The 12,945-nt window shown below is 71.6% G+C and carries 13 protein-coding genes; 5 read left to right on the top strand and 8 right to left on the bottom strand.

Annotated features, from left to right (window positions below):
- Window positions 1–131: 131 nt before the first annotated feature.
- The 5 genes from AC2D9U_RS04455 to AC2D9U_RS04435 are packed head-to-tail and all read right to left on the bottom strand — an operon-like array spanning window position 132 to window position 4,254.
- Window positions 132–1,349, bottom strand: a complete 1,218-nt coding sequence (locus AC2D9U_RS04455; protein ID WP_484746830.1) for a molybdopterin molybdotransferase MoeA — start codon at window positions 1,347–1,349, stop codon at window positions 132–134.
- Window positions 1,349–1,825, bottom strand: a complete 477-nt coding sequence (moaC, locus tag AC2D9U_RS04450) for a cyclic pyranopterin monophosphate synthase MoaC (protein ID WP_484746829.1) — start codon at window positions 1,823–1,825, stop codon at window positions 1,349–1,351. Before moaC ends, AC2D9U_RS04455 begins: the two co-directional genes overlap by 1 nt.
- Before the next feature lies 1 nt (window position 1,826).
- On the bottom strand, window positions 1,827–2,642 hold the full coding sequence (trpC, locus tag AC2D9U_RS04445; RefSeq protein ID WP_484746827.1) for an indole-3-glycerol phosphate synthase TrpC: 816 nt from the start codon (window positions 2,640–2,642) through the stop codon (window positions 1,827–1,829).
- Window positions 2,639–3,667 carry an anthranilate phosphoribosyltransferase gene (gene trpD / locus AC2D9U_RS04440; protein ID WP_484746826.1) on the bottom strand — a complete coding sequence of 343 codons (1,029 nt, stop codon included), beginning with the start codon at window positions 3,665–3,667 and terminating at the stop codon, window positions 2,639–2,641. Before trpD ends, trpC begins: the two co-directional genes overlap by 4 nt.
- A complete protein-coding gene (locus tag AC2D9U_RS04435; protein ID WP_484747326.1) occupies window positions 3,664–4,254 on the bottom strand; it encodes an anthranilate synthase component II in 591 nt (196 codons plus the stop codon). The genes trpD and AC2D9U_RS04435 overlap by 4 nt, the downstream gene beginning before the upstream one ends.
- 64 nt (window positions 4,255–4,318) lie before the next feature.
- On the opposite strand from AC2D9U_RS04435, the gene AC2D9U_RS04430 reads away from it, so the two are divergent.
- Window positions 4,319–5,518 carry a mandelate racemase/muconate lactonizing enzyme family protein gene (locus AC2D9U_RS04430; RefSeq protein WP_484746824.1) on the top strand — a complete coding sequence of 400 codons (1,200 nt, stop codon included), beginning with the start codon at window positions 4,319–4,321 and terminating at the stop codon, window positions 5,516–5,518.
- 4 nt (window positions 5,519–5,522) lie between these two features.
- On the opposite strand, the gene AC2D9U_RS04425 is transcribed toward AC2D9U_RS04430, so the two are convergent.
- Genes AC2D9U_RS04425 through AC2D9U_RS04415 form a run of 3 tightly spaced genes read right to left on the bottom strand, consistent with a single transcriptional unit; the run spans window position 5,523 to window position 7,560 of the window.
- Complete coding sequence (locus AC2D9U_RS04425) at window positions 5,523–6,281, bottom strand: SDR family NAD(P)-dependent oxidoreductase (protein WP_484746822.1); 759 nt, start codon at window positions 6,279–6,281, stop codon at window positions 5,523–5,525.
- Between the two features lie 2 nt (window positions 6,282–6,283).
- On the bottom strand, window positions 6,284–7,072 hold the full coding sequence (locus tag AC2D9U_RS04420) for a crotonase/enoyl-CoA hydratase family protein (protein ID WP_484746820.1): 789 nt from the start codon (window positions 7,070–7,072) through the stop codon (window positions 6,284–6,286).
- A complete protein-coding gene (locus AC2D9U_RS04415; protein WP_484746819.1) occupies window positions 7,072–7,560 on the bottom strand; it encodes a MarR family winged helix-turn-helix transcriptional regulator in 489 nt (162 codons plus the stop codon). The genes AC2D9U_RS04420 and AC2D9U_RS04415 overlap by 1 nt, the downstream gene beginning before the upstream one ends.
- Window positions 7,561–7,720: 160 nt before the next feature.
- Here AC2D9U_RS04415 and AC2D9U_RS04410 point away from each other — a divergent pair, with 160 nt between their 5' ends.
- The 4 genes from AC2D9U_RS04410 (at window position 7,721) to AC2D9U_RS04395 (ending at window position 12,785) form a co-directional block, all read left to right on the top strand.
- The gene (locus AC2D9U_RS04410) at window positions 7,721–9,520 is read left to right on the top strand and encodes a feruloyl-CoA synthase (RefSeq protein ID WP_484746818.1); all 1,800 of its coding nucleotides are present in this window, start codon (window positions 7,721–7,723) and stop codon (window positions 9,518–9,520) included.
- A complete protein-coding gene (locus AC2D9U_RS04405; protein ID WP_484746817.1) occupies window positions 9,517–10,755 on the top strand; it encodes a thiolase family protein in 1,239 nt (412 codons plus the stop codon). Before AC2D9U_RS04410 ends, AC2D9U_RS04405 begins: the two co-directional genes overlap by 4 nt.
- Complete coding sequence (locus AC2D9U_RS04400) at window positions 10,742–11,176, top strand: acyl-CoA thioesterase (protein ID WP_484746815.1); 435 nt, start codon at window positions 10,742–10,744, stop codon at window positions 11,174–11,176. The genes AC2D9U_RS04405 and AC2D9U_RS04400 overlap by 14 nt, the downstream gene beginning before the upstream one ends.
- Window positions 11,177–11,513: 337 nt before the next feature.
- Window positions 11,514–12,785 carry a hypothetical protein gene (locus tag AC2D9U_RS04395; RefSeq protein WP_484746813.1) on the top strand — a complete coding sequence of 424 codons (1,272 nt, stop codon included), beginning with the start codon at window positions 11,514–11,516 and terminating at the stop codon, window positions 12,783–12,785.
- Window positions 12,786–12,945 lie beyond the last annotated feature (160 nt).

The following is a 12,945-nucleotide window of genomic DNA, read 5'->3' as shown; positions in this document are numbered from 1 at the left end:
GCCTGCCGCCCGGGCACCCCTGCACCCGGAAAGCCCATCGCACCCGGGGTGCGACGAACAAACAAGCAACCAGCCCCGGTGTTCTATGAAGGTTCTCCGCGTCGCGTCAAATCTTTTCCACAGGCGTGATCTCAGATTCCGAGATCAGCCAGCAGGATCGCCTCCACCTCGGCGCCTTCGGGCAGGGCCTCGGCATAAGGGGCGCGCAGGATCAGCGCCTCGGCCCGGGCGAGGGTCTTGAGCATGGAGGAATCCTGCAGCGCGAAGGGGGTGGCGATGCGCTGCCCGGCCGCATCAGTCGCGAGGCTCGCGCGCAGATGGTCGAATCGCTTGTCATTGGCCGCCAGCGCCGCGCCCGTGCGCAGCCGCACCGTGGGCGGGGCGCCACCGGGCAGGCCCTGCATCACGGCAAGGCCCGGCAACAGGAACTGCACGGCGCAGATCAGGGCGGAGACCGGGTTGCCCGGCAGCCCCAGCACCGGCGTGCGGCCGAGCCGGCCCCAGATCAGCGGCTTGCCCGGCCGCATCGCGATCTTCCAGAAATCCAGCGCGAAGCCTCCAAGGGACGGATCATCCCCAAGCGCCTTCTGCACCAGGTCATGTTCGCCCACGCTGGCCCCGCCGGTGGTCACCAGCATGTCGCAGGCATGGGCGGCGGCGGCGGCCGCGGCGATGGCGTCGCGGTCATCCGGGGCGATGGGCAGCACCACCGGCTCGCCCCCCCCGGCGGCGACCAGCGCGGCCAGGGCATGGGCGTTGGAACTGACGATGCCGCCGGCGGGAATCGGCTCGCCGGGCAGGGCGATCTCATCGCCCGTGGCGAGGATGCCGATGCGCGGGCGGCGATGGACGTGCAGCCAGGCGTGGTTGGCCGCTGCGGCGAGGCCGATGTCGCGCGCGGTGAGCTTGCGCCCGGCCCCAAGCAGCACCTCGCCCATGGCGAAATCCAGGCCCTGGCGGCGGATCCAGCGCTTGGGCTGCACGGCTTCGCGCACCTCGACCATGCCATCGGCCTCGGCTGCGTCCTCCTGCAGCAGGATGCCATCCGCGCCCGGCGGCACGAAGGCGCCGGTGAAGATGCGCACCGCCTCGCCAGGGCCGAGCGTGCCGGGGAAGGGGTGGCCGGCTGGCGCCGCGCCGATCAGGGCGAGCTTCGCACCCAGCCCGGCATCGGCCGCGCGCACGGCATAGCCATCCATGGCGGAGACATCGGCGGGCGGCTGGGTCAGCCGCGCCAGCACCGGCCGGGCCAGCACGCGGCCCCAGCCGGCGCTGAGCGGCACCGTCTCGACCGGGGTGGGGGTGAGGGCGCCGAGGATTCGCGCGCGGGCTTCCTCGAGCGGGATCATCAGGCGGCCTCGAAGACGCCGGACTTGCCGCCATCCTTGTGCACCAGGCGCACGGCCTCGATCCGCATGCCGCGATCGGCGGCCTTGACCATGTCGTAGATGGTGAGTGCCGCGATGGTGACGGCGGTCAGCGCCTCCATCTCCACGCCGGTCTGGCCGGTGAGCTTCGCCAGCGCCTCGATCTCGATGGCGTCCGGCGGCGCGAAGGTGAAATCGACCGCCACCTTGGACAGCGCCAGGGGGTGGCAGAGCGGGATCAGCTCCGCCGTGCGCTTCGCCCCCATGATGCCGGCGAGGCGCGCCACGCCCAGCACGTCGCCCTTGCCCGCCTGCCCGTCGCGGATCAGGGCGAGGGTCTCGGGCGCCATCACGATCCGCCCGCGCGCGATGGCGGTGCGGGTGGTCGCCGGCTTGGCCGAGACATCGACCATCGCCGCCTGGCCGGCGGCGTCGAAATGGGTGAGGGGGCTGGTCAAGTCACACCGCGCCAATGAGCTCGCGCGCCGCCGCCGCCACATCGGGCTGGCGCAGCAGGTGCTCGCCCACCAGCAGGCAGCGCGTGCCGGCGGCGGCCATGCGGCGGACGTCGTCGGGCGTGCGGATGCCGCTCTCGCCGACCGGGATGCGGTCCGCCGGGATCAGCGGCACCAACTCCTCGGAGGTGGCGAGGTCCGTCACCAGCGTCTTGAGGTTGCGGTTGTTGACGCCGATCAGCCGGGTCTCCAGGCCCAGGGCGCGGTCCAGCTCGCGCCGGTCATGCACCTCGGCCAGCACGCTCATGTCGAGCGAACGCGCGACATCCTCCAGCAGCGTCGCCTGCTCGTCCGAAAGGGCGGCCATGATGAGCAGGATGGCGTCCGCGCCCGCGGCACGGGCCTCGAAGACCTGCCAGGGATCGACCATGAAATCCTTGCGCAGCACCGGCAGGGCGGAGGCGGCGCGGGCCTCGATCATGTGCGCCATGTCGCCCTGGAACCAGGGGCCGTCGGTCAGGACGGAGAGGCAGGCCGCCCCCCCTTCCTCATAGGCGCGGGCCAGGGCAGCCGGCTCGAAGGGGTCGCGGATCAGCCCGCCGGAGGGCGAGGCGCGCTTGATCTCGGCGATCAGCCCGACGCGGCCCTCGGCCACGGCGTCGCAGAGCGCGCGGGTGAAGTCGCGGGGCGGGGCGGCGTCGCGGGCGCGCTTCTCCATCTCGGCCAGGGGGGCGGCGGCCGAACGCTCCCGCACCTCGGCGTATTTGTCGGCGAGGATGCGGGCGAGGGTGTCGGACATGACGGAAGTGGGGGCGTTCATCGGGGGGACTCGGGTTCGGGGGGCGGCGCGGCCGCCGCGCGGAGTTTCGCAAGCACGGCCATCGCCGCGCCGCTGTCGAGGGCCTGGGCGGCGATCGGCACGGCGGCGCGTATATCCGCGGCCCGCCCCGCCACCACAAGGGCCGCGGCGGCGTTGAGCAATACGCAATCGCGATAGGCGCCATGCGCGCCTTCGAGGAGTGCCTGCAGCGCGGCGGCGTTCTCCGCCGGGTCGCCGCCGCGCAGCGCCTCGGTCGGCGCGCGGGGAAGGCCCGCATCCTCCGGCGTGATCTGGAATTCGCGGATCCGCCCGCCATCCAGCTCCACCACCTGGGAGGGGCCGGCGAGGGTGAGTTCATCGAGCCCCATGCCATGCACCAGCCAGGCGCGTTCCGTGCCGAGGCGCCCCAGCGTCTCCGCCATGGGGCGCAGCCATTCGGGGGCGAAGGCGCCGGTCATCTGCCGCTTCACCCGCGCCGGATTCGCCAGCGGCCCGAGCAGGTTGAAGATGGTGCGCGTGCCGAGCTCCATGCGCGGCCCCGCGGCGTGGCGCAGGGCCGAATGGTGGCGGGGCGCCATCATGAACACCATCCCGGCCTCGGCCAGGATGCCCGGCAGGGCCTCGAGCGGCGTGTCCATCACCGGGATGCCGAGCGCGCCAAGCGCATCCGCCGCCCCCGAGCGCGAGGACAGCGCGCGGTTGCCATGCTTGGCGACCTTCACCCCCGCCCCCGCCACCACGAAGGCGGCGGCGGTGGAGATATTGAGCGTGCCGGCCGCATCGCCCCCGGTGCCGACGATGTCCATCGCGTCGGGCGGCGCTTCCACGGCGATCATGCGCGCGCGCATGGCGCGCACCGCGCCGGTCATCTCGGCCACCGTCTCGCCGCGCACGCGCATGGCCATGAGCAGGCCCGCGATCTGCGCGGGCGTGGCCTCGCCGGCCATGATGAGGCCGAAGGCGGCCTCGGCCTCGCTCTCGGCAAGCCGCTCGCCCTGGGCGAGCCGGGCCAGGATGGACTTCATGCGGGCACGAAGGCGTTGCGGCGCGCGGCGAGGGAGAGGAAGTTGCGCAGCAGATCGTGGCCGTGCTCGCTCGCGATGCTCTCCGGGTGGAACTGCACGCCCCAGATCGGCAGGTCACGGTGCGCGAGGCCCATCACCAGGCCATCGGCGGTGCGCGCGGTGGGGATCAGCGTCTCCGGCAGGTCCTCGACGACCAGGGAATGGTAGCGCGTGGCCCTGAAGGGCGAGGGCAGGCCCGCGAAGATGTCGGTGCCGCCGTGGTTCACCTCCCACACCTTGCCATGCACCGGCTCGGGGGCGCGCACCACGCGCCCGCCGAAGGCCTGGCCGATGGCTTGATGGCCGAGGCAGACGCCAAGCAGGGGCACCCGCTCGGCCGCCGCGGCGGCGATCAAATCGAGGCAGATGCCCGCCTCATTGGGCGTGCAGGGGCCGGGCGAGAGGACGATCGCCTCCGGCCGCAGGGCCAGGGCTTCGTCCACCGACAGGGAATCATTCCGCCGAACCTCGACCACCGCCCCAAGATCGCCGAGGAAGTGATAGAGATTGAAGGTGAAACTGTCGTAGTTGTCGATCAGCAGGATCATGATGCGCCGATCCTTGTCCCGGGCGCGTTTGGAATCAAGCATGGCGGCCTTGTTGGAGCCTTCCATGACCCAAAGCCGCATCACCTGCATCCGCACGCTGCGCGTGCCGGAACGCCCGAACATCCTCTGGGTTGAGATCGAGACCGCCGAGGGACTGCGCGGCCTGGGCGAGGCCTTCCGGGGCGCGCAGGCGGTGGAGGCGCAGGTGCATGAACTCTGCGCGCCCTTCCTGCTCGGCCGCGACGCGCGCCAGATCGAGCCGATCCATCGCCACCTGATGACGCCCTATGTCGGCTTCGGCGCGGCCTCGGCCGAGATCCGCGCCGCCTCGGCCATCGACATCGCGCTGTGGGATCTGCAGGGCCAGCGCCTGGGCGTGCCGGTGGCGGAGGCGCTGGGCGGTTTCTCCCGCCCGGCGATCCGCGCCTACAACACCTGCGCGGGCTATGACTACAACAGCCGCGGCAGCCGCCGCGATGTGGGTGAGGAAGCCCCGGCCGGCCCCTATGACGACCAGCTGGCCTTCACCCGCGATGCCGGGGCGCTGGCGGAATCCCTGCTCGCCGAGGGCTTCACGGCGATGAAGATCTGGCCCTTCGATCCCTTCGCCGCTGGCTCGGGCGGGCAGATGATCACGCTGGAGGAGATCAGGCGTGGCCTGGAGCCCTTCGAGAAGATCCGCCGCGCCGTGGGCGATCGGATGGAGGTGATGGCGGAGCTGCACTCCCTCTGGTCGCTGCCCGCCGCCAGCCGCATCTGCCAGGCGCTGGCGCCGATCCGCCCCTTCTGGGTCGAGGATCCGCTGTGCAAGATGGATGACGCGGCCTCCCTGGCTGAGCTCCGCCGCGCGGTGCCGGGGGCGCCGATCTGCGCGAGCGAGACGCTGGGCGGCAAGGTCGCCTTCCGCGACATCCTCGCCGCGGGGGCGACGGATTTCGTCATGCTCGACCTCACTTGGTGCGGCGGGCTGACCGAGGCGCGCAAGATCGCCGCCCTGGCCGAGGCCCATGCCCGGCCCATCGCGCCGCATGACTGCACCGACCCCGTCACGCTGGTGGCGAGCCTGCATTTCGCGCTGCACGCCTCGACCGCCATCTTCCAGGAGGTGGTGCGCGCCACGCTGGCCACCTGGTATCGGGAACTGGTCACGGCGCTGCCGCGGGTCGAGGGCGGCTATTGCCACGCCATGACGGGCCCGGGCCTCGGCACCGCCCTGCTGCCCGAAACCCGCGCGCGTGCCAGTACCCGGGAAAGTCGCGGCTGAGCGTTCAGGCGGGCGGCAGGCGCAGCGCGCCGTCCAGGCGGATCGTCTCACCATTCAGCAGCGGGTTGGCGGCGATGGCGAGCACCAGCGCGGCGAATTCCGCCGGCCGGCCGAGCCGCTGGGGAAACAGCGGCTGGCGGCCCAGCGCCTCGCGCGCCTCGGGGGTGAGCGTGTCCATCAGCGGCGTGTGCACCAGCCCGGGCGCGATGGTCATCACGCGCACGCCGAAGCGCGCCAACTCGCGCGCCGCCGGCAGGGTGAGCCCGACAACGCCGCCCTTGGAGGCCGCATAGGCCGCCTGGCCGATCTGTCCTTCATAGGCGGCGATGGAGGCGGTGCAGACCACCAGCCCGCGCTCCCCATCGGCCAGCGGCGGCAGGCCGGTCATCTGCGCGGCAGCGAGGCGCAACAGGTTGAAGCTGCCGATGAGGTTCACGCGCACCACGCGTTCGAACAGCGCGAGGTCATGCGGCCCGTTGCGACCGGCGACGCGCGCCGCGGGCGCGATGCCCGCACAGGCCACGGCGATGCGCAGCGGGCCGAGCGCGGAGGCGGCCGCGACCGCCGCCTGCATCGGCGCCTCGGCCGCCACATCCCCAGCGATGGCGACACCGCCGATGCGCGCGGCCACCGCCTCGGCCTTCGCCGCATCGATGTCCAGCACGACGACCCTGGCCCCGGCCTGGGCCAGCGCTTCCGCCGTGGCGGCGCCCAGGCCCGAGCCGCCGCCGGTGACGAGGGCCGAAGCCCCATGGAGATCCATGCTCATTCCCCTCCCTGATGCGGTGCAATCGCCTTGGGCGCGCGCTTGTCGAGGAAGGCGGTCAGCCGCCGCTCGGCCTCGGGCGCGGTCTGGGCCAGGGCGGCGACCAGGCTCTCGACGAAGAGGCCATCGGATTCCGCCATGTCCTGGATGCGCGGCAGGGCCTGCAGCACGCCTATGACGGTGAGCGGCGCAGCCTCCGCCACGCGCGCGGCCAGCGCCCGAGCGCGGGGCAGGGCGCCGCCCTCGGGCTCGGCATAGGTGATCAGCCCGCAGCGTTCGGCGGCCGCGGCGTCGAGCGTGCGGCCGGTGAGCATCATGTCCGCCATCCGCGCCGCGCCGAGCAGGCGCGCGACATGCACGGTGGCACCCCCGCCCACGAAGATGCCGCGCGTGCCCTCGGGCAGGGCGAAGACCGCGCTGCTGTCGGCGACGCGGATATGGCAGGCGGCGGCGAGTTCCAGCCCGCCGCCGACACAGGCGCCATGCACCGCCGCGATGGCCGGCACCGCGCCCTCCCGCAGGGTGCGGAAGACGCGGTGCCAGCCGCGCGAGTGGTGGAAGACCTCTTCCGCCGTGCGGGCGCGATGCTCCGACAGATCGAGCCCGGCGCAGAAGCCGGGGCCGTGCCCGAAGAGGATGATGGCGCGCGCCGTGCGCTGCGCTTCGATCACCCGGGCTTCGAGTTCGGCGAGCAGCGCGTCGTTGATCGCGTTGCGCTTGGCGGGCCGGTTCAGGCCGAGCAGCGCGACCGGGCCGATCGTCTCCAGGGTAACGAGGCTTTCGGACATCATCCCTCCGCGATCCGCCGCAGCGCGGCGAGCAGTGCTGCGCGCTCGCGGGCGTCCATGCCGGCGGCGAGCTTCGCTTCCAGCACCGCCTCCCGCGCCTTGGCGCGGCGCAGCAGCGCGCGGCCGGCCGGGGTGAGGCGCCAGATATTGGCGCGGCGATTGGCCGGGTCGGCATCGCGCCGCACCAGCCGATCCTGCTCCAGCCGCGCGAGCAGCACCGCCATGTTGGGCGGCTTCACGCGCAGCGCCTCGGCCAGGGCGGATTGCGGCGCGGTCGGATTGGCCTCGATCAGCAGCAGCGCGCCGAGGCGGCCGGGCGTGAGGTCGAGCGGCGCCATCGCCTGGTTGAAGCCCTCGAAGGCCGCCATCTGCGCCAGCCGCAGCCAGTAGCCGAGCCGGTCGTCGAGCGGCCCGGCGGCGGGCAGGGCAGGCGTATCGGCGGCCTGGGGCGCGCGGGTCTTGCTGGCGGGGCGGACGCCGATGCTCATGCCTTTGATATGCGGCAGGGCCGGCCCCTTGGCAATGGTGTTATGCCGCATAATTATATGCCATAAGCATCCGACGCACGGGAGGGGATCGATGGCATCAGGGAGCGGGGCCGCGGCCCCTTCGGCGCCGCCAGGGCGCAGGCCGCTCGGCCCCGGCCCCGTGGCGATCGCGCGGCGGGCCGATGGCGCGCTGCTGGTCACCCCCAGCGGGCAGCTCGGCGCCTATCCGCGCCACCTGACGGAGCGGCTCGTGCACTGGGCGGCCGTCGCGCCCGAGCGCACGCTGATCGCCCGGCGCGACCCCGAACTCGGCGGGGCGTGGCGGCGCATCACCTACACGCAGATGCTCCAGGCGGTGCGCGCGGTGGGGCAGGCGCTGCTCGATCGCGGTGCCAGCGCGGCGCGGCCCGTGGCGATCCTCTCGGGCAATTGCCTCGACCAGGCGGTGCTGACGCTCGCGGCGCTGCATGTGGGCGTGCCGGTGGCGCCGATCTCGCCGAGCTATGCGCTGCTCGCCAAGGATTTCGCGAAGCTGCGCCATTGCCTGGGCCTGGTGCAGCCCGGCCTCGTTTTCGCCGATGATGGCGCGCGCTTCGCCGAGGCCATCGCCGCCGCCTGCCCGCCGGACGCCGCGCTGATCGTCTCGCACAACCCGCCGCCCGGGCGCGCGGCGAGCCTGTTCGCGGACCTCCTCGCCACCCCGCCCGGCGCGGCGGTGGATCGCGCCGCGGCCGCCATCGATCCCGATGCACCCGCCAAGATCCTGTTCACCTCGGGCTCGACCGGCATGCCCAAGGGCGTGATCAACACGCAGCGCATGATCTGCGCGAACCAGCAGATGCTGCGGGAGGCCTTCCCCTTCCTGGCCGAGGAGCCGCCCGTGCTGCTCGACTGGCTGCCCTGGCACCACACCTTCGGCGGCAACCACAATCTCGGCCTCGTGCTCTACAATGGCGGCACGCTCCATATGGATGACGGGCGGCCGGTGGCGGGGCGCTATGGCGAGACGCTGCGCAACCTCGCCGAGATCGCCACCCACATCCACTTCAACGTGCCGCTCGGCTTCACCGAACTGGTGCAGGCGCTCAAGGCCGATGCGGGGCTGCGGCGCATCTTCTTCTCGCGCCTGCGCATGATGTTCTACTCCGCCGCCGGCCTGCCGCAGCACATCTGGAACGAACTCGATGCGCTGGCGCTGGCCGAGCGTGGCGAACGCATCCCGATGATCACGGGCCTTGGGGCGACCGAGACCGCGCCCTTCGCGCTCTGCGTGCGGGAGGAGTTTTCCGAAACCGGCGCGGTCGGCCTGCCGGTGCCGGGGGTGGAACTGAAGCTCGCCCCGGTCGGTGACAAGATGGAGGCGCGCGTGCGCGGGCCGTCCATCACGCCCGGCTATTGGCGCGACCCCGCCGCCACCGCCGCCGCCTTCGACGAGGAGGGCTGGTATCGCTTCGGCGATGCGCTGGTGCCGCTCGATCCCACCGATTTGCACAAGGGTTTCCGCTTCGACGGGCGCATCAGCGAGGATTTCAAGCTTGCCAGCGGCACCTGGGTCAGTGTCGGGCCGCTGCGCGCGCGCCTGGTCGCCGCGCTGGCGCCCTTCGTGAAGGATGCGGTGATCGCCGCACCGGATCGCGACATGCTGACCGCCATCCTGGTGCCCGAGCCGGAGGCGATCGCGGCCCTGGTGCCGCCGGGCGCGGATGCCGCGACCCATGCCGGGCTGCGCGCGCTGCTCGCCGAGCGGCTGCGCGCCCTCGCCGCGCAGGCCAGCGCCAGCAGCCAGCGAATCGTCCGCGCGACGCTGCTGACCGACCCGCTCTCGCTCGAGGCCGGCGAGGTGACGGACAAGGCCTCGATCAACCAGCGCGCGGTGCTGACGCGCCGCACGGGGCTGGTCGCCGATCTCTACGCGGCCGCCCCGCCGCCCCACATCATCTGCGTCGGAGACCCCGCATGAGCGCGCTGCACACGAGCTGGGAGGACGCCTGGCTGCTGGCTGGCGCGCGCACGCCCTTCGCCGATCTCGGCGGGCCGCTCGGCCTCGTCTCGCCCATCGATCTCGGCATCCGGGCGGCGCGTGGCGCGCTTGCCAAGGCCGGGCTGAGCGGGGCGGAGATCGGCTATGTCGTCGCGGGTTCGGTCGCGCAGGCGAGCTTCGACGCCTACATGCTGCCCCGGCACATCGGCCTCTATGCCGGCGTGCCCCAGGCCGTGCCGGCGCTGCTCGTGCAGCGCGTCTGCGGCACGGGGATCGAGGCGATCATCCAGGCGGCGAGCGCGGTGGAGCGCCAGGGCGTGGGCTTCGCCCTGGCCGTGGGGGCGGAGAGCATGAGCCGCAACCCCATCGCCGCCTACACGCATCGCGGCGGCTTCGGCCTGGGGGCGCCCGTCGATTTCAAGGATTTCCTGTGGGAGGCGCTGCTCGACCCCGGCTGCGGGCTGACCATGGGCGGCACGGCGGAGGAACTCGCGCGGCGCCACGGCATCACCCGCGCCGAGGTCGATGCCTTCGCCGCGCGCAGCTTCGACCGTGCGCTGGCGGCGCGCGAAGCGGGCTTCTTCGAAGAGGAGATCGTGCCCGTGGTGAACGAGACCTTCGCGCGCGAAGGGATGCACGATCGCGGCATCGCCTTGCCGCGCCGCGTGGAGAGCGTGGCGGCCGACACCCATCCCCGGCCCTCCCCGGTCGAGCAGCTCGCGAAGATCCGCCCGGCCTTTGGCGGCGTGCAGACCGGCGGCAATTCCTCGGCCGTGGTCGATGGTGCGGCGGCGGCAATCATCGCCTCGGGCGCGCAGGCCAAGGGGCGCGCGCTGCTCGCGCGGCTTGTCGCCGGGGCCGCGGTGGGCTGCCCGCCGGAGATCATGGGCATCGGCCCCGTGCCCGCCATCCGCGCGCTGCTCGCGCGCACGGGCCTTACGCTCGACGCCATCGCGCTGGTCGAGATCAACGAGGCCTTCGGCGCGCAGGTCATGGCCTGTGCGCGCGAGCTCGGCCTGGATGAGGCGCGGCTCAATGTGCATGGCGGGGCGATCGCCATCGGCCATCCGCTGGCCGCCACCGGCGTGCGGCTTGCGGTCACGCTGGCGCGCGCGCTGCGCCAGCGCGGCGCGCGCTATGGCATCGCCTCCGCCTGCATCGGCGGCGGGCAGGGGATCGCGCTGCTGCTGGAGAATCCCGATGCAACCGCCTGAGCCGACCCTCTCGCATCGCCGCGCCCTGACCATCGAGTGGGGCGATTGCGACCCCGCTGGGATCGTCTTCTACCCGCGCTACTTCGCGATGTTCGACACCTCGACCGCTGCGCTGTTCCAGGCGGCGCTGGGCGTGCCGAAGATCGCCTGGACGCGCCGCTACGGCATCCTCGGCATTCCGATGGTCGATACGCGGGCGAAATTCCACATCCCCTCCGCCTATGGCGATGAGGTGGTGATCGAAAGCCGCGTCAGCGCCTTCCGCCGCTCCTCCTTCGATGTGGAGCACCGGCTGCTCAAGCCGGATGGCGCGCTCGCCGTCGAGGGCTTCGAGACCCGCGTCTGGACGGTGCGCGAGGCCGAGGGCGGGCGCATTCGCTCTGCGGCCATTCCGCCCGAGGTGATGGCGGCATTCGGCTGATGAGCCTGCGGCCTGCGCGCCGGAGAGTCGGTAACGCCCTGCCACAGGGCTCGGCCCATGGGAGAGGCATCGCAGACCTGGTAGGGAGAGTGGCGTAGGACTGTAAACCCACACCGAAACGTCTCTCGCACGTCTTCGCCATTGTTCGTCCCACTGCGATTGTGCGTCTGTCCAGGTCCCACGCGCGCAGCTTGGCCTTACGCGCGGCGCATCGGCGCTCCCTGCCGACAACCACATCTCCTCGACGGCTACAAAGCAGTCGGCGATCGGCTAGGCCTTCGCAGAAGGCGGTTTTGCAGTATCGTTGCTCATCCGAAGATCCGGAGGAACTGGGGGCTTGAGCAAAGCGGTGGACCACGCCCTGGCGGTGCTGCGTGCCCACGGCATCGATCCCTACGAGTCCGACGACGAAGCGCCGGATCTGCCAGGAGTCGGGACGATTGAGGATGGCGAGACGGTCTACTCGACATCGCTGGAAGAGATTTTCCGCGAGGAACCCACGGAAGCACCAGAGGGTGTAGCCCCTGAGTGGGAATGGTGGGAGCCGGACACCGACGACGAACGCTTGCGGGAATGGTGGCGCGAGATCCGGGAAATCATCCGCGCCCGTGAAGGTCAGGACGGACCATTGTTCAGCCGGCGCCCTCGTGACAGGGACACCTATGAGGCGCCCGAGCCGCTCTGCGCCTGGTACTGCCCGATCCACTATTTCGGGCACGGCTGGGGCATCTACATCCGAGAGCGCTGCATTTTTCACGTCGCCCTCGACATTGCAGCTCATGTGGATTGGGCAACAGTCAAGGCATTGGGCCTGCGGCCAGCAGAGATCGTGCGGCAGCTCCTGCGCAGCGCGTTTTACGTTTTCTTCCTGCACGAGCAGTTCCACCACAAGGTCGAAAGCCTCGGTTTCCGCCTGCTCGTCACCACCGGCTCCGACCGCTACAGGCCCTACAAGACGAAGGTCTATCGCCCGAATTTCCTGAAGGCGACCTGCCTGGAAGAGAGCCTCGCGAATGCGGAAAGCTACCGGCGCCTGAACGAGCAGCGATACAAGAAGCGCCACGCGCCCCCAATGCTGGAGGCAGTGCACGCGTACCTCGCCCGGTCGATCCCTCGGCAGCCGCCAGGCTACGCACAGGGCATGAACTACCTGGTCGAGGCCGCCTATCGAAAGGGCCTCTACACCGTACAGTCGCAGGTCCTCGACGGAGCGCTGACTCTGACAACCCCGGCCGCGCACTGGTCGGTCGCACCGGACGTCATCACGTCGCTGATGAGCATTGACGCAGACATCTACGTCATCCTGCCCGTAGGAGCTCGTCCAATCTTCCGCGCCGGCAGCATCGATCCGGGCGCGACCGCTTCGACCGCGCAGCTGACTTCGGCCCTTACTCGCCACTACGGCTACTCGCAGGCACGCGGCGGCAAGGGGTCCCACGTGAAGCTCGTGAAGCCGAACGCGCCTAACATTCACCTGCCGGGCAATCGACCGGTCGTGTCGCCGGGCGTTGTGAAGCAGGTACTCGAGGTCTTCGGCGGCCACCCGCTGTCGCGCCTACCGGATCTGATTGCAGGCACGCTGCCCCAGCCCGGGACGCACTCGAGATGAGGACAGGAGCCCCGCCATGATGACGGGCCGCGCCGTCGACACAGTGTCCGGCGCCGGGGCGTCGTTCATCCGAACGCAAGAGCACTTGAATGGCATGACACGTCACGCAGGAGCGCCGCGCAGTCGCATAGACCCAAGAGGACGTGTTCTGAGCGTGCCG

The organism is Roseomonas sp. TF40 (genome assembly GCF_057219975.1).
The sequence above is the reverse complement of the archived record's forward strand: the minus strand, read 5'-3'. Positions and strand labels throughout refer to the sequence as shown.